Annotated in this window: 15 protein-coding genes; 13 read left to right on the top strand and 2 right to left on the bottom strand. The window is 65.8% G+C overall.

Translation table 11 applies throughout. From position 1 onward, the window contains the following. Positions 1-147 precede the first annotated feature (147 nt). Entirely contained in the window at positions 148-1,971 is a 1,824-nt protein-coding gene (locus KGM94_RS15845) for an IlvD/Edd family dehydratase (protein WP_300260903.1), read from the bottom strand. 143 nt (positions 1,972-2,114) lie between these two features. Beyond that, positions 2,115-3,182, bottom strand: a complete 1,068-nt coding sequence (locus KGM94_RS15840) for a LacI family DNA-binding transcriptional regulator (protein WP_366526248.1) — start codon at positions 3,180-3,182, stop codon at positions 2,115-2,117. Between the two features lie 202 nt (positions 3,183-3,384). Here KGM94_RS15840 and ugpC point away from each other — a divergent pair, with 202 nt between their 5' ends. From ugpC to KGM94_RS15775, 13 genes are all read left to right on the top strand, one after another. Further along, entirely contained in the window at positions 3,385-4,446 is a 1,062-nt protein-coding gene (gene ugpC / locus KGM94_RS15835) for a sn-glycerol-3-phosphate ABC transporter ATP-binding protein UgpC (protein ID WP_300260898.1), read from the top strand. Positions 4,447-4,499: 53 nt separating this feature from the next. Next, entirely contained in the window at positions 4,500-5,822 is a 1,323-nt protein-coding gene (locus KGM94_RS15830; RefSeq protein ID WP_300260894.1) for an ABC transporter substrate-binding protein, read from the top strand. Positions 5,823-5,924: 102 nt separating this feature from the next. After that, complete coding sequence (locus KGM94_RS15825) at positions 5,925-6,884, top strand: sugar ABC transporter permease (RefSeq protein ID WP_300260891.1); 960 nt, start codon at positions 5,925-5,927, stop codon at positions 6,882-6,884. Continuing rightward, entirely contained in the window at positions 6,877-7,779 is a 903-nt protein-coding gene (locus tag KGM94_RS15820; protein ID WP_300260888.1) for a carbohydrate ABC transporter permease, read from the top strand. The genes KGM94_RS15825 and KGM94_RS15820 overlap by 8 nt, the downstream gene beginning before the upstream one ends. A gap of 46 nt (positions 7,780-7,825) precedes the next feature. Continuing rightward, on the top strand, positions 7,826-8,812 hold the full coding sequence (denD, locus tag KGM94_RS15815; RefSeq protein WP_300260885.1) for a D-erythronate dehydrogenase: 987 nt from the start codon (positions 7,826-7,828) through the stop codon (positions 8,810-8,812). Positions 8,813-8,836: 24 nt separating this feature from the next. Continuing rightward, complete coding sequence (locus KGM94_RS15810; RefSeq protein WP_300260882.1) at positions 8,837-9,793, top strand: sugar kinase; 957 nt, start codon at positions 8,837-8,839, stop codon at positions 9,791-9,793. 20 nt (positions 9,794-9,813) lie between these two features. Further along, positions 9,814-10,464, top strand: a complete 651-nt coding sequence (gene eda / locus KGM94_RS15805; protein WP_300260879.1) for a bifunctional 4-hydroxy-2-oxoglutarate aldolase/2-dehydro-3-deoxy-phosphogluconate aldolase — start codon at positions 9,814-9,816, stop codon at positions 10,462-10,464. Between the two features lie 57 nt (positions 10,465-10,521). Next, a complete protein-coding gene (locus KGM94_RS15800; RefSeq protein ID WP_300260875.1) occupies positions 10,522-11,691 on the top strand; it encodes an acetyl-CoA acetyltransferase in 1,170 nt (389 codons plus the stop codon). Positions 11,692-11,813: 122 nt separating this feature from the next. Beyond that, positions 11,814-12,014, top strand: a complete 201-nt coding sequence (locus KGM94_RS15795) for a hypothetical protein (RefSeq protein ID WP_300260872.1) — start codon at positions 11,814-11,816, stop codon at positions 12,012-12,014. Between the two features lie 151 nt (positions 12,015-12,165). Continuing rightward, positions 12,166-13,371, top strand: coding sequence for a CoA transferase (locus tag KGM94_RS15790; protein ID WP_300260869.1), 1,206 nt, complete (start codon positions 12,166-12,168; stop codon positions 13,369-13,371). Between the two features lie 9 nt (positions 13,372-13,380). Further along, a complete protein-coding gene (locus KGM94_RS15785) occupies positions 13,381-14,517 on the top strand; it encodes a thiolase family protein (RefSeq protein ID WP_300260866.1) in 1,137 nt (378 codons plus the stop codon). Next, complete coding sequence (locus KGM94_RS15780; RefSeq protein ID WP_300260863.1) at positions 14,514-14,876, top strand: OB-fold domain-containing protein; 363 nt, start codon at positions 14,514-14,516, stop codon at positions 14,874-14,876. Before KGM94_RS15785 ends, KGM94_RS15780 begins: the two co-directional genes overlap by 4 nt. Positions 14,877-15,382: 506 nt before the next feature. Continuing rightward, positions 15,383-15,742 (top strand): carboxymuconolactone decarboxylase family protein (locus KGM94_RS15775; RefSeq protein ID WP_300260860.1); only part of this gene is annotated, 360 nt, incomplete at its 3' end.

Raw genomic sequence — 15,742 nt, 5'->3', positions numbered from 1 at the left:
GAAAATGGGTGAGCCACTCTGACTGAGTTTAGACCGGTACCCACCCACTTTCTTCCTAGGAGCGAAGCGACGAAGCAATCCAGACTGTCTCCGACAAGAGATTTCTGGATTGCTTCGCTTCGCTCGCAATGACGGCGCGGTGGCTCTCTAGTGATTGTCCCGCGCCACGCCAAAGGTGCCGGCGATGTTGTGGTAGCGCGTGGCGAGTTCCATGCAGGCGCCGGTCGCGTGCTGGCCGACGGTCGAGCGATAGATCTCCTGCCACGGTGTCTGGTTCGCCGGACGCGGGAAGCCGCCCTTGGCCTTCAGCTCGGCGTGGCGGCGATTCACCTCATCGTCGGAGATCAGGATGTTGGCGGCGCCCTTGTTGAGGTCGATGCGCACGCGGTCGCCGGTCCTGAGGATCGCAAGGCCGCCGTCGGCGGCGGCCTCCGGCGAGGCGTTGAGGATCGAGGGCGAGCCCGAGGTGCCCGACTGCCGGCCGTCGCCGATGCAGGGCAGCGACAGGATGCCGCGTTTGATCAGCGCCGCCGGCGGCTGCATGTTCACGACCTCGGCGCCGCCGGGATAGCCGATCGGCCCGGTGCCGCGGATGAACAGCATGCAGCGCTCGTCGATGTCGAGTGCGGGGTCGTCGATCCGCGCGTGATAGTCCTCCGGCCCCTCGAACACGATGGCGCGGCCCTCGAAGGCGTTCGGGTCCTTCGGGTTGCTCAGGTAACGGTCGCGGAACTCCTTGGAGATCACGCTGGTCTTCATGATCGCGGAATCGAACAGATTGCCGCGCAGCACCAGGAAGCCGGCATCCTTCACCAGCGGCTTGTCGTAGCTCCAGATCACGTCGTTGTCGGGCTTCGGCGCGTCGGCGCAGTTTTCGCCGATGCTGCGGCCGTTGACGGTGACCGCGTCCTCGTGGATGCGCTTCTTCTGCGTGAGTTCGCGCACCACCGCCGGCACGCCGCCGGCGCGATGAAACTCCTCGCCGAGATAGAAGCCGGCCGGCTGCATGTTGACCAGCAGCGGCACGTCGTGGCCGACCTTCTGCCAGTCGTCGATCGAAAGCTCGACGCCGATGTGGCGTGCCAGCGCATTGATGTGGATCGGCGCGTTGGTCGAGCCGCCGATCGCGGAATTCACCACGATGCAGTTCTCGAACGCCTTGCGGGTCAGGATGTCGGACGGCTTGAGATCCTCCCAGACCATCTCGACGATCCGCCTGCCGGTCTCGTAGGAGATCTGGCCCCGCTCGCGATAGGGCGCGGGGATCGCCGCGCAGCCCGGCAGCGACATGCCGAGCGCTTCGGCGAGCGAGTTCATGGTCGAGGCCGTGCCCATGGTGTTGCAATGGCCGACCGAGGGCGCCGAGGACGCCACGATCTCTATGAACTGCTCATAGTCGATCTCGCCGGCGGCGAGCCGCTCGCGCATCTTCCAGACGACGGTGCCGGAGCCGGCGCGCTCGCCGTCGTACCAGCCGTTCAGCATCGGTCCGCCCGACAGCACGATTGCGGGCAGGTTGACGGTTGCCGCCGCCATCAGGCAGGCCGGCGTCGTCTTGTCGCAGCCGGTCGTCAGCACAACGCCGTCCAGGGGATAGCCGAACAGGACCTCGACCAGCCCGAGATAGGCGAGGTTGCGGTCGAGCGCCGCGGTCGGACGCTTGCCGGTCTCCTGGATCGGGTGCGTCGGAAATTCCATCGCGATGCCGCCGGCCGCGCGGATGCCCTCGCGGACGCGGTGCGCGAGGTCGAGATGGTGGCGGTTGCAGGGCGACAGGTCGTTGCCGGTCTGCGCGATGCCGATGATCGGCTTGCCGGACTGCAGCTCATCGCGGGTCAGGCCGTAGTTGAGATAGCGCTCCAGATAGAGCGCGGTCATGCCCGGATTATGCGGGTTGTCGAACCACTCCCGGGAGCGAAGCCGACGCTGGCTGCCGGCAGGGCCCTTTCCGTTGGTTGGATTTCTTGTCATTGGTCTCTCCTGCAATGCGACCGCGCGGGTCCACTCGCGCGATGCCCGACAGCGCAAGCGATGGTCCGCGTCCGACCCGCCGCCGGTCGCTTCCTTACCGGCCCGATACTAATCGCCGCGGCTTGGTAACGCTATCATTATGTTCAACCGGCCGCGTGCCCGGACACTGCCGGCCGGCTTTCCATGCGCCGCGCCAGCGAACTCTGGCGCTCGATCACCTTGAATCCGAGATCGAGCACGGGCTGTTCCGGCCGTCGTCCCTCGATCGCGTCGATCAGCATCGTGGCAGCCGTCCTGCCCATCTCGTAGCGGTTGGTCCGCACGCTGGTCAGCGTCGGAACGGCGGAGGCCATGAACTCGAGGTCATTGAATCCGATGATCGCAATCTGCTCGGGAACGACGATCCCGCGCCGCCGGCACTCGAACAGCACGCCGAGCGCGAGGTCGTCATTGGCGCAGAACACGGCGTCGATGCCGGTCTCCCGCGCGAGCAGGTCGGCAAACAGCGCACTGCCGAGCGTAACCGAGGTCGGGGTGGCCGTGGTGACGACCAGCCGCTGGTCGAAGCGGCCGGCCTCCTTCATCGCCGACACGTAGCCGTCCAGCCGCCGCTGTACCCGCGGGTCCATCCGCGCGCCGACGAATCCTATTCTGTAGCAGCCCTGGGCGAACAGATGCGCCACGGCCGCTCGCGCCGCATCGTAGTGGGAAAAGCCGATCATCATGTCGACCGGGTTGGGCCCGAGCTCCATGATCTGCACGATCGGACAGTCGGCCGCTTCCAGCATCGCGCGCGACTCGGCGGTCTGGTCGATGCCGGTGACGATCAGCCCGGCCGGCTTTTGCGCCAGGAACAGGCGCAGGAGCTTTTCCTCCTGCAGGATGCTGTAGCGGGTGTTGGAGAGCTGGATCGAATAGCGGCTGCCCTCGGAGGCGTCGTAGATGCCGCGCAGCACGTCGGAGAACACGTTGTTCGTCAACGACGGGATCAGGACGGCGATGACCTCGGTGCGCTGCGAGGCGAGCGCGCGTGCCGCCAGGTTGGGCACATAGCCGAGCTCCTTGGCCGCGCTTTCGACGCGGGCCCGCTTGGCGACCGACAGCGCTTCGGGATTTCTGAAGAAGCGGGACGCGGTAATGGGGCTGACCCCGGCGAGCTCGGCAACTTCCGCCAGCCGGATCTTGCCTGACTTGGTGCGCTTCCGTCCCATCATCTGCTCATAGCACAGGCCCTTCCGCAAACAAAGGAACATTGACAGCGCTACCAGACACGACTAACCAAAGACAAATTGCCAAAGCCGCGCAAACTGCCGACAATGCGGAGCCGAGAAAGCCGGCTTCGTTCGGCGAAGTCGCAGAAAAACAAGACGGTAGCGGTGCCCATGGGCGCCGTGACGTGGAGGAGGGAACTAGATGTCGTCTGTGCACATCCGCGACGTGCGAAAATCGTTCGGCAATTTTGAAGTCCTGCACGGCGTGACCGTTCCGATCGAGGATGGCGAGTTCGTCGTTCTGGTCGGCCCCTCCGGCTGCGGCAAGTCGACCCTGCTGCGCATGCTCGCCGGCCTCGAGAACATCACCTCCGGCACGATCTCGATCGGCGACCGCGTCGTGAACAATGTCCAGCCCAAGGAGCGGGACATTGCCATGGTGTTCCAGAACTACGCGCTCTATCCGCACATGACGGTGGCCGACAACATGGGCTTCTCGCTGAAGCTGCGCGGCGCAGACACCGACGAGATCAACAAACGCGTCAAGCGCGCCTCCGAGATTCTCGCGCTGACGCCGCTGCTCGATCGCTTTCCGCGCCAACTCTCCGGCGGTCAGCGCCAGCGCGTCGCGATGGGCCGCGCAATCGTGCGCGATCCGCAGGTGTTCTTGTTCGACGAGCCCCTGTCCAACCTCGACGCCAAGCTGCGCGTCGCCATGCGCGCCGAGATCAAGGAACTGCACCAGCGGCTCAAGACCACCACCGTCTACGTCACCCACGACCAGATCGAGGCCATGACCATGGCCGACAAGATCGTCGTCATGCACGACGGCATCGTCGAGCAGATGGGTTCGCCGCTCGATCTCTACGACAAGCCCGATAACCAGTTCGTCGCGGGCTTCATCGGCTCGCCGGCGATGAATTTCCTGGACGGCACGTTGAAGGCCAACGGCCAGCCCTATGTCGAGCTCGACAACGGAGCCAGGCTTCCGCTGACCACCGCGCCCACCGCATCCGACGGACGCCCCGTCGTCTACGGCGTCCGGCCCGAGCATCTCGAATTCGCCAGCGACGGTATCGAGGCCGAGATCATCGTGGTGGAGCCGACGGGTTCGGAGACGCAGATCGTCGCGCGCCTCGGCAAGCAGGACATCATCGCCGTGTTCCGCGACCGCCACGACGTCAATCCGGGTGACAAGGTTCATCTGCGGCCGCGCGCGGTGTCGACACATCTGTTCGACAAGGACAACGGCCGCCGGCTCTGAGCGGCGGCCCTCGTTTTCCAACCAAGAAGATTCCAAACAGGAGAAAACCAGAGATGACTGATTTCGTGACTGACCGGCGCTCGCTGCTCAAGGGCGGCGCCACCCTGCTGGCCGCTGCCGCCACCATGTCGAGCGAGGAGCTGCTGGGCTACGCCAAGGCCTGGGCGCAGACGTCGCCGTGGAAGCCCGAAGCTGGCGCCAAGATCAACATGCTGCGCTGGAAGCGCTTCGTCGAGGCCGAAGACGTCGCCTTCATGAAGATCGTCGATGCCTTCCAGAAGGCAAACAACGTCACCATCTCGGTGTCCAACGAAGCCTATGACGACGTTCAGCCCAAGGCGTCCGTCGCGGCCAATACCGGGCAGGGCCTGGACATGGTCTGGGGCCTCTATTCGCTGCCCTTCCTGTTCCCGACCAAGTGCACCGACATGACCGACGTCGCCGACCATCTCGCCAAGGTGGGCGGCGGCTGGACGCCCTCGGGTGAGGCCTACGGCAAGCTCAACGGCAAGTGGATCGGCATTCCGGTGGCTGCAACGGGCGGACTCGTGAACTACCGCATCTCGGCCATGGAGAAGGCCGGGCACAAGACCTTCCCGAAGGATCTGGCCGGGTTCGCCGACCTCGTGAAGGCCATGAACAAGAACGGCACGCCGGGTGGCATGGCGATCGGTCACGCCTCGGGCGATGCCAACGGCTGGCTGCACTGGGCGCTGTGGGCGCATGGTGGAAACCTGATCGACAAGAACAACAAGGTCATCATCAACTCGCCGGAAACCGCCAAGGCGCTGGAATACGTGAAGGGCCTCTACGAGAACTTCACCCCCGGCACGGCGTCCTGGAACGACAGCAACAACAACAAGGCGTTCCTGGCCGATCAGCTCTACCTGACGGTGAACGGCATCTCGATCTACGTCGCCGCCAAGAAGGACGCGCCCAAGATCGCCGAGGACATGAACCACGCGCACCTGCCGCCCGGCGTGGACGGCAAGATCCGCGAGCTGCATCTCGGCTTCCCGATCCTCGTCTACAACTTCACCAAGTTCCCGCAGACCTGCAAGGCGTTCACCGCCTTCCTGCTCGAACCGGCGCAGTTCAACCCGTGGATCGAGGCCGCCCAGGGCTATCTGTCGCACTTCCTCAAGGCCTACGACGCCAATCCGATCTGGACGGCGGATCCCAAGAACACGCCGTACCGCGACGTGGCCGCGACCGCGATGACGCCGGCGGGCCTCGCGCAAATGAGCGAGGGTGCTGCGGCGGCGATCGCCGATTTCGTGGTCGTCGACATGTTCGCCAATTACTGCACCGGGCGCGAAGACCTGAAGACCGCGATGGCGACCGCCGAGCGTTCGACCAAGCGCATCTTCCGCTGATCGGATGGCCGGCGCATCGCGCGCCGGCCGTTCGGACCCGCACTGCGGCGACGCTCGGCTTTTTACGGAAGGCCGAGCGTTGCCTTCGTAAGTGGAGTTGGAATGAGCACCGTTCAAACCTCAATGCCCGTTCGGACCTCCGCGGAAGAGGAGGTGTCGTCGTGGTCGCGCCTGCGCACCAACCGTAACTTCGTCGCGTTGTGGTTCATGATGCCCGCGGGGGCGTTTCTGATCCTGTTCCTGGCCTATCCGCTGGGGCTCGGCGTCTGGATGAGCTTCACCGATGCGCGCATCGGCCGCAGCGGAGCCTTCATCGGGCTCGAAAACTACGAGTGGCTGTGGGACGATGCGATCTTCTGGCTCTCGGTGTTCAACACGGTACTCTACACCGTGGTCGCGAGCGCCATCAAGTTCGCGATCGGCCTGTATCTGGCGCTGCTGCTCAACCGGAACATGCCGTTCAAGGCCTTCATCCGCTCGATCGTCCTGATCCCCTTCATCGTTCCCACGGTGCTGTCGGCGATCGCCTTCTGGTGGATCTACGACTCCCAGTTCTCCATCATTTCCTGGTCCCTGACCAGGCTCGGCCTGATCTCGCACAACATCGATTTCCTCGGCGATCCCAATTCGGCCCGGGCCAGCGTCATCGTCGCCAACATCTGGCGCGGCGTTCCGTTCGTGGCGATCACGCTACTCGCCGGCCTGCAGACGGTCTCGCCTTCGCTCTATGAAGCGGCGACGCTGGACGGGGCGACCAGCTGGCAGCGCTTCCGCTACATCACCTATCCGCTGCTCACCCCGATCATCGCGGTGGTCATGACCTTCTCGGTGCTGTTCACCTTCACGGACTTCCAACTGATCTGGGCGCTGACGCGCGGCGGCCCGGTCAACGCGACGCACCTGATGGCGACGCTGAGCTATCAGCGCGGCATCATTTCCGGCCGGCTGGGCGAGGGTGCCGCGATCGCGACCGCGATGATCCCGTTCCTGCTGGTCGCGATCGCGATCTCCTGGTTCGGGATGCAGCGGCGCAAGTGGCAGCAGGGAGGAAACAATGACTGACTCCGCGTTGCAGTCCGCCGCGCCTCGCGCCGCCGACGACACCGAAGGCATGAGTTATCTGGAGTCGCTGCCGAGGCGGCTCGTCACGCTCTATCTGCCGCTGTTCATCATTCTCGTCGTGCTGCTGTTCCCGTTCTACTGGATGGTGCTCACGGCCATCAAGCCGGACGAACAGCTGATCGACATGAACACCTACAACCCGTTCTGGGTGGTGCATCCGACGCTCAAGCACATCAGCAAGTTGCTGTTCGAAACCCAGTATCCGCGGTGGCTCTGGAACACCATGTACGTCGCCGTCGGCGCCACCGTGCTGTCGATCATCGCCAGCGTGCTTGCGGCCTATGCCATCGTGCGGCTGCGCTTCCGCGGCGCCGATACGGTCGGGGTGCTGATCTTCTTTGCCTATCTGGTGCCGCCGTCGATCCTGTTCATTCCGCTCGCCTCCGTCATCCAGGCTTACGGATTGTTCGATTCGCCCTTGTCGCTGATCCTGGTCTACCCGACCTTGCTGATCCCGTTCTCGACGTGGCTGTTGATGGGCTACTTCAAGACGATTCCCTACGAGCTCGAGGAATGCGCGCTGATCGACGGCGCCAGCCGCTGGCAGATTCTGGTCAAGATCGTCGTGCCGCTCGCCGTGCCCGGCCTGATCTCGGCCTTCATCTTCTCGTTCACGCTGTGCTGGAACGAGTTCATCTACGCGCTGACCTTCCTGCAGTCGACCCCGAACAAGACCGTGCCGGTCGCCATCGTCAACGAGTTCGTCGATGGCGACATCTACAAATGGGGCTCCCTGATGGCCGGGGCGCTGGTCGGTTCGCTGCCGCTCGTCATCCTTTACGCCTTCTTCGTGGAGCACTATGTGTCGGCGATGACCGGCGCCGTGAAGGAATGATTGCGGGCCCGCGATAACGACAAGCAAGACAAGCAAGGAGAGGCTCTTGCACATTCTGGTACTCGGCGCCGCCGGCATGGTCGGCCGCAAGCTCGTCGAGCGGCTGCTGCGCGACGGCCGGCTCGGCAAGAACGATATCACGCGCCTGACGCTGCATGACGTGGTCGCGCCGAACAAGCCGGAAAAGACCGGCTTTCCGGTCGAGACGGTCGCGGGCGATTTCGCTGTGCCGGGAGCGGCCGAGAAGCTGATCGCGGGACGGCCGGACGCGATCTTCCACCTCGCGGCGATCGTCTCCGGCGAGGCGGAACTCGATTTCGACAAGGGCTATCGCATCAATCTCGACGGCACGCGGATGCTGCTCGACGCCATCAGGCTTGCCGGCGGCGGCTACAAGCCGCGCGTGGTCTTCACCTCGTCGATCGCGGTGTTCGGCGCGCCGTTCCCGGAAGCCATCGGCGACGAGTTCTTCCACACCCCGCTGTTGAGCTACGGCACGCAGAAGGCGATCGGCGAACTGCTGCTGGCGGACTATTCCCGCCGCGGCTTCCTCGACGGCATCGGCATCCGCCTGCCGACCATCTGCATCCGGCCGGGCCTGCCCAACAAGGCTGCCTCCGGCTTCTTCTCCAACATCCTGCGCGAGCCGCTCGCCGGCAAGGAGGCGATCCTTCCGGTCTCCGAGGACGTTCGCCACTGGCACGCCACGCCGCGCTCAGCGGTCGGTTTCCTGCTGCACGCCGGCACGATGGACCTGGCCGCCGTCGGTCCGCGCCGCAATCTCACCATGCCGGGCCTGTCGGCGACCGTCGGCGAGCAAATCGCGGCGCTGAAGCGCGTCGCCGGCGAGAAGGTCGCCGCCCGCATCAGGCGCGAGCCGGATCCGTTCATTGTCGGCATCGTCGGCGGCTGGCCGCGCAATTTCGACGCGCGACGGGCGCGTGAGCTCGGCTTCACGACGGCCGAAAAGACCTTCGATGACATCATCCGCATCCACATCGAGGACGAACTCGGCGGCAGCTTCGTCGCCTGACGTGTGATGGCAGCAGGTGCTGTGATGGCGCGCGTTGCTTGCATCGGCGAATGCATGGTCGAGCTCAGGCAGGCGCAAGGCGGTCAGGGCGGTGGCCTCTATTCGCGCGGCTTCGGCGGCGACACGCTCAACACCGCCGTCTATCTCGCGCGTCTCGACGTCAACGTCGATTATCTCACCGCGCTCGGCGACGACGTCCTGAGCGAGGAGATGGTCGCGGCCTGGGCCGCCGAAGGCGTCGGCACGCGGCGGGTGGTGCGCCTGCCCGGCAAGCTGCCCGGGCTCTACATGATCCAGACTGACGACAAGGGCGAGCGCCGGTTCTTCCACTGGCGCGAAAGCTCGGCGGCGCGGCGGCTGATGGACGTGCCGGAGACGGACGAGATACTCAATTCGCTGACGAGCTACGACCTCATCTATCTCTCGGCGATCACGCTCTCGATCTATGACGATGCGGGCCGCGAGCGGCTGCTGTCGGCGGTGAAGCGGGCGCGGCTGCTCGGCACCCGCTTCGTGTTCGACACCAATTTCCGCGCGCGCGGCTGGCCCGATCTCGACGTCGCGCGCAGGGTCTTCGATGTGGCGTTCGCGGCCGCCGACATCGTGCTGGCCTCGACGGACGATCTGCTCGCGCTCTATCCCGGCGAAGCTCATGCCGACCTGATGGCGCGCATCCCCGGTCCGGAATTGGTGTTCCGGCTCTCCATGCCGGTCAGCCTGCTGCGCTTTCCCGGTGGCACGAGCGAGGTGCGGGCCGAGCCGCTGAACAGGCCGGTGGTCGACACCACGGCCGCCGGCGACAGCTTTGCCGCGGCCTATATCGCCGCGAAGCTTGCGGGATCGGGTCCGGTCGAGGCCGCGCAGGCCGGGCATCGCCTCGCCAGCCTCGTGGTGTGCTATCCCGGCGCAATCGTTCCGGCCTATGCCATGCCGCCGAAGAAACGGCGCCGACCACCGACCCCGCGCCAGGCAACGAAGTGACGTCGCCAAGAAGCAGCCTCATGACCATGATCGCCAGACAGGACAAGCTCGCCGCGCTGTTCAAGGCCGCGACCGTCATCCCCGTTCTGACCATCGAGCGGCTGGCGGATGCCGTGCCGCTGGCGCGGGCGCTGGTCGCGGGCGGCGTTCGCACGCTGGAGGTGACGCTGCGCACGCCGGTGGCGATCGAGGCGGCGAAGGCAATGATGGCGGAGGTGCCGGAGGCCGTCGTCGGCATCGGCACGATCCTCAACCCGGCCGACCTGGCGCGCGCCGAAGCGCTCGGCGTCGCGTTCGGCATCAGCCCGGGCGCCACGCCCGAGCTGTTGAAGGCGGCCGCCGACGGCGCCTTGCCGTTCGCGCCGGGGATCGCGACCGCATCCGAGCTGATGCAGGCGCTGGCGTACGGCTTCGATCTCGCAAAATTCTTCCCCGCCGAGCAGGCCGGCGGCATCAAGGGCCTGCGCGCGCTGGCCGGGCCGTTTCCGAACGTGCGGTTCTGTCCTACCGGCGGCATCGGCGAATCGAACGCGGCAAGCTGGCTGGCCGAGCCCAACGTGCTGGCGGTCGGGGGTTCCTGGCTGTGCCCCGCGGCGGAGATCAGGGCCGGAAACTGGGCCGGCATGACCGCCATGTGCCGGCGCACCCTGAAAAGCCTCAAAGCCGCGTGAAGTCTTGCCGCCGATGGGCTAGAAAAGCCGTCTGGACGAGACCCAAGGAGAATGACCATGACCGCCAGCATCGTCGGATGGGCGCATACGCCGTTCGGCAAGTTCGACACCGAGACCGTGGAAAGCCTCGTGGTGCGCGTCGCCAACGAAGCGCTGGCGGACGCCGGCATTTCCGCCTCCGACGTCGACGAGATCGTGCTCGGCCATTTCAACGCCGGCTTCTCGCCGCAGGATTTTACCGCTTCGCTGGTGCTGCAGGCCGACCCGCAGCTGCGTTTCAAGCCGGCGACCCGGGTCGAGAACGCCTGCGCCACCGGATCGGCCGCCGTGCACCAGGGCATCCGCGCCATCGCGGCCGGCGCCGCCAAGATCGTGCTGGTGGTCGGCGTCGAGCAGATGACGCGGACGCCGGGCCCGGAGATCGGCAAGAACCTGCTCAAGGCGTCCTACCTGCCGGAGGACGGCGACACCGTCGGCGGCTTCGCCGGCGTGTTCGGCAAGATCGCCAGCTCCTACTTCCAGAAATATGGCGACCAGTCGGACGCGCTGGCGCTGATCGCGGCCAAGAACCACAAGAACGGCGTCGCCAATCCCTTCGCCCAGATGCGCAAGGATTTCGGCTTCGACTTCTGTCGCGCCGAGAGCGAGAAGAACCCGTACGTCGCCGGGCCGCTGAAGCGGACCGACTGCTCGCTGGTCTCCGACGGCGCCGCCGCGCTGGTGCTGGCGGATGCCGAGACGGCGAAAACCATGAGCAAGTCGATCGGCTTCCGCGCCACCGCGCATGCCCAGGACTTCCTGCCGATGTCCAAGCGCGACATCCTGCAGTTCGAGGGCTGCACGGTCGCCTGGCAGCGCGCCTTGCAGAAGGCCGGCGTCTCGCTGTCCGACCTCTCCTTCGTCGAGACCCATGACTGCTTCACGGTCGCCGAGCTGATCGAATATGAAGCGATGGGCCTGACGCCGAAGGGGCAGGGCGCCCGCGCCATCAAGGAAGGCTGGACGCTGAAGGACGGCAAGCTGCCGGTCAATCCATCCGGAGGATTGAAGGCCAAGGGGCATCCGATCGGCGCCACCGGCGTCTCCATGCATGTGATGACGGCGATGCAGCTCGCAGGACAGGCGCCCGAGGGCATGCAGCTCAGGAACGTCAAGCTCGGCGGCATCTTCAACATGGGCGGCGCGGCGGTTGCCAACTACGTCTCCGTGCTGGAGCCGTTGAAGTAGCCCTAGTCTTGTAGGGTGGGCAAAGGCGCAGCGCGCCGTGCCCACCTCTTGTCTTGCAATGTAAAGAGGTGGGCACGCTTCGCTTTGCCCACCCTGCCAATCGATTCCCGGGGGACTACCTTATGAGCTACGAAGAGTCGCTGTCGCTGGACGAACTCAACGATCGCATCGCGATCCTCGAGGGCAATATCAGGCAGCTGATCGAGCAGGCGGCGGCGGCGTCCGGCGAGCAGAACGAGGAGCGCATCGCCGAGCGCATCAACCAGCAGAACGAGGAGCTCGACCGGCTGCTCAAGATCCGCGAAGCCCGCCAGAAGAAATAACCGGCCCGGTTCCGCCGCCCGTGCGCGAAAAACGCGCGCGCCCGCCGCATGCGGCCATACGTCCGCCGCGCTTGATCTCGCCGCGTCGCTGCCGTTAGTTGGACCGAAATCGCGAGGTGCCGCGTGGCCCTGCGCAATCGGGAGTGAACGAATGGGGCCGCTGGCGGGCATCAAGATCGTCGACATGACGACCGTGTTGATGGGGCCGTATGCGACCCAGATGCTCGGCGACTACGGCGCCGACGTCGTCAAGGTGGAGTCGCTGGAAGGCGACGTCACCCGCCTGATCGGCCCGATGCGCCATGCCGGCATGGGTCCGGTGTTCCTCAACACCAACCGCAGCAAGCGCGCGATCAGCCTCGACCTGAAGAAGCCGGCCGGCCGCGAGGCCGTGCTGCGGCTGATCAGGGACGCCGACGTGCTGGTCTATAACGTCCGGCCGCAGGCGATGGCGCGGCTGCAGCTCGGCTATGAGGTCGTCTCGGAGATCAACCCGCGCCTGGTCTATGCCGGCGTGTTCGGCTTCGGCCAGGACGGTCCCTACGCGGCCAAGCCCGCCTATGACGACCTGATCCAGGGCGCGACCGCGCTGCCGGCGCTGATGGCGCAGACCGGCGACGGCGTGCCGCGCTACGTGCCGAATGCGCTGGTCGACCGCATCGTCGGCCTCACCGCGGTCGGCGCGATCTGCGCCAGCCTCGTGCACCGCGACCGCACCGGGCGCGGCCAGCGCGTCGATATCCCGATGTTCGAGACCATGGCGGGGTTCGTCATGGGCGATCACATGGGCGGGCTCACCTTCGAGCCGCCGCTCGACAAGGGCGGCTATGCCCGCCACCTGTCGCGCGACCGCCGTCCCTACAAGACCGCCGACGGCTATCTCAGCGTGATCGTCTACAACGACAAGCAGTGGCAGAATTTCTTCAAGGCCACCGGCCGCGACGACCTCGGTGCCGATGCGCGCTTTGCGAGCTTCGCCGGGCGCGCCGCCAATATCGATTTCGTCTATGCCGAGCTCGCCCGCATCTTCGAGACCCGCACCACCGCCGATTGGATCGAGCTCCTCACCAGGGCCGACGTCCCGGTGATGCCGATGCACGATCTGCAGAGCATCTTGCACGACCCGCATCTGGAGGCGACCGGCTTCTTCCCCATCGTCGAGCATCCGACCGAGGGCAAGATCCGCAGCATGAAGGTCACCGCAACCTGGTCGGACACCGAGGCCGAACCTGCGCGGCTCGCGCCGCGACTCAACGAGCACGGCGAGGAGATTCTGCGGGAGATCGGCTATTCCGCCGACGAGATCGCCGCGCTGGTGCGCGACGGCGTGACCGTGCCGCCGCCGGACGCAAAGTAGGAGCTGCGCATGAGCTTCATCACCGGCGTCGGGCTCACCCCTTACGGCAGGCATGACGGCTCGTCCTCGCTCGACCTGATGAGCCGCGCGGCGCAAGCCGCGATCGACGACGCCGGGCTGAAGCGCGCCGAGATCGACGGCATCCTCTGCGGCTACTCGACCGTGTCGCCGCACATCATGCTGGCGACCGTGTTCGCCGAGCATTTCGGCGTCCGCCCTGCCTACGCCCATGCCGTGCAGGTCGGCGGCGCCACGGGCCTTGCGATGACCATGCTGGCGCATCAGCTCGTCGAGGCCGGCGTCGTCAGGCACGTGCTGGTGGTCGCTGGCGAGAATCGTCTGACCGGGCAGAGCCGCGACGCCTCGATCCAGGCACTCGCGCAGGTCGGCCATCCCGACTACGAGGTGCCGCTCGGGCCGACCATCCCTGCCTATTACGGCCTCGTCGCCTCCCGCTACATGCACGAGTACGGCGTGACCGAAGAGGACCTGGCGGAATTCGCGGTGCTGATGCGTGCGCATGCCTGCACCCATCCCGGCGCGCAGTTCCACGAGCCGATCACGGTCGCCGACGTCATGGCCTCAAAACCCGTCGCGCTGCCGCTGAAGCTGCTCGACTGCTGCCCGGTCTCGGACGGCGGCGCGGCGTTCGTCGTCAGCCGCGAGCGGACCGGCGCGGCCGGCGTCAAGGTCCGCGGCTGTGCTCAGGCGCACACCCACCAGCATGTCACCGCCGCGCCAGCGCTCAGCGAACTCGGCGCCGAAATCGCGATCGCGCGGGCCAAGGAGGCCTCACGCCTCGCGATCTCCGACGTGCGCTACGCCGCGGTCTACGACAGTTTTAGCGTCACGCTCGCGATGCTGCTGGAAGACCTCGGGCTTGCCGGGCGCGGCGAGGCGGCGGCGCGCGTGCGCGCCGGCTGGTTCGGCCGCGGCGGCGAGATGCCGCTCAACACCCATGGCGGGCTTCTCAGCTACGGCCATTGCGGCGTCGGCGGCGCGATGGCGCATCTCGTTGAAACCCATCTGCAGATGACGGGACGGGCGGGAAACCGCCAGGTACGCGACGCCTCCATTGCGCTCCTGCACGGCGACGGCGGCGTGCTGTCCTCCCATGTCAGCATGTTCCTGGAGCAGGTGCGATGAGCGGCGAACGGGTAGCGGACTGGACAAAAGGCGCGCCGGCGATCGTCTACCAGTCGTGCGGCGCCTGCGGCGGCGTGCAATATTTCCATCGCGCCTTCTGCGCCGCCTGCGGGGCGCCTGATCCGCGCGGGCAGCGCGCGAGCGGCAAGGGCGTCGTGTATGCGGTTTCGCTGGTGTGCCGCGCCGCCACGCCGGAGACCAAGGCGCACGTGCCCTACAACATCCTGCTGATCGACTGCACCGAGGGTTTTCGCATGATGGCGCATGGCGAAAAGGATCTGGCGATCGGCGATGAGGTGGCGGCCCGGTTCGAGACCTTCGCGGGCCGCCTCGTCCCGTATTTCGTCAGGGTCGCGTAGGGGGGATTCGTCATTCGGGGGCGGTCCTGCCGGACCGAACCTGGAACTCGTTACATTTCTGGGTTTGGTGCTCGAGGGCCGCGCTTCGCGCGGTCCCGCCACCACCCCGGAATGACGAAAGCTCTTTCACCGCGAGTAGAACAATATGCTGGCGATGACGAGCATCGCCGTCACCGCCAGCATATGCGCGAGCGCTTCCGAGGCCGCCCTTCTTGAGGCTTCCTTCATGCCTTGTTCTCCCTAGACTTGGGCGCGACTCATCGTTGCGCGTGGCTCGCGCAAACGACGGCCGGATTTTTACTCGGAACACCCCACTCGCGAGTATCCGCCGCAATCGTCCCCATGCGGCGAATATCGACTGTCTCAAGGTCGATCAGCAATGAGGCGGCAATTTGAAGGGACTATGTTGCTGTGATGTTGCCTCCTTGTTGCTCTTGGGTCGGCGCGCGAATAGTGTCGTCGGAAATTCCTTCGACAACGACAAGAAACCAGACCCAAGGTGACCGATGGCCCGCATCGACTACAGCGATCCCGCGAAGGCGTCCGACCGCACTCGCGAAATACTCGCCAAGAACCGCAACGCCAACATCTTTCGCATGATGTCGCATTCGCCGGACTATTTCGTGCAGTATTGCCGGCTCGGCGGCGCGATCCGCAACAAAGGCGAGCTCGATCCGGTCGTGCGCGAGCTCGCGATCACTCGCACCGGAATTCTCTGCGAGGCGCCCTACGAGGTCGCAGCCCACAAGCGCATCGGCAAGAATGTCGGTGTCACCGACGAGCAGAACGAGGCGCTTTCGAACTGGCAGGCCGCGACCTGCTTCACCGACACCCAGCGCGCCGCGCTCGCCTTCACCGACGAGATC

Source organism: Bradyrhizobium sp., from assembly GCF_028868675.1.
In the GTDB taxonomy this organism is placed as follows: domain Bacteria; phylum Pseudomonadota; class Alphaproteobacteria; order Rhizobiales; family Xanthobacteraceae; genus Bradyrhizobium.
The sequence above is the reverse complement of the archived record's forward strand: the minus strand, read 5'-3'. Positions and strand labels throughout refer to the sequence as shown.

What these genes read in the sequence shown, in the direction of transcription:
- KGM94_RS15825 (WP_300260891.1), top strand. Translation starts at nt 5,925, where the DNA reads ATGAGCACCGTTCAAACCTCAATGCCCGTTCGGACCTCCGCGGAAGAG.
- ugpC (WP_300260898.1), top strand. Translation starts at nt 3,385, where the DNA reads ATGTCGTCTGTGCACATCCGCGACGTGCGAAAATCGTTCGGCAATTTT.
- KGM94_RS15780 (WP_300260863.1), top strand. Translation starts at nt 14,514, where the DNA reads ATGAGCGGCGAACGGGTAGCGGACTGGACAAAAGGCGCGCCGGCGATC.
- KGM94_RS15785 (WP_300260866.1), top strand. Translation starts at nt 13,381, where the DNA reads ATGAGCTTCATCACCGGCGTCGGGCTCACCCCTTACGGCAGGCATGAC.
- KGM94_RS15795 (WP_300260872.1), top strand. Translation starts at nt 11,814, where the DNA reads ATGAGCTACGAAGAGTCGCTGTCGCTGGACGAACTCAACGATCGCATC.
- eda (WP_300260879.1), top strand. Translation starts at nt 9,814, where the DNA reads ATGACCATGATCGCCAGACAGGACAAGCTCGCCGCGCTGTTCAAGGCC.
- KGM94_RS15800 (WP_300260875.1), top strand. Translation starts at nt 10,522, where the DNA reads ATGACCGCCAGCATCGTCGGATGGGCGCATACGCCGTTCGGCAAGTTC.
- KGM94_RS15840 (WP_366526248.1), bottom strand. Translation starts at nt 3,182, where the DNA reads ATGGGACGGAAGCGCACCAAGTCAGGCAAGATCCGGCTGGCGGAAGTT.
- KGM94_RS15790 (WP_300260869.1), top strand. Translation starts at nt 12,166, where the DNA reads ATGGGGCCGCTGGCGGGCATCAAGATCGTCGACATGACGACCGTGTTG.
- KGM94_RS15830 (WP_300260894.1), top strand. Translation starts at nt 4,500, where the DNA reads ATGACTGATTTCGTGACTGACCGGCGCTCGCTGCTCAAGGGCGGCGCC.
- KGM94_RS15820 (WP_300260888.1), top strand. Translation starts at nt 6,877, where the DNA reads ATGACTGACTCCGCGTTGCAGTCCGCCGCGCCTCGCGCCGCCGACGAC.
- KGM94_RS15810 (WP_300260882.1), top strand. Translation starts at nt 8,837, where the DNA reads ATGGCGCGCGTTGCTTGCATCGGCGAATGCATGGTCGAGCTCAGGCAG.
- KGM94_RS15845 (WP_300260903.1), bottom strand. Translation starts at nt 1,971, where the DNA reads ATGACAAGAAATCCAACCAACGGAAAGGGCCCTGCCGGCAGCCAGCGT.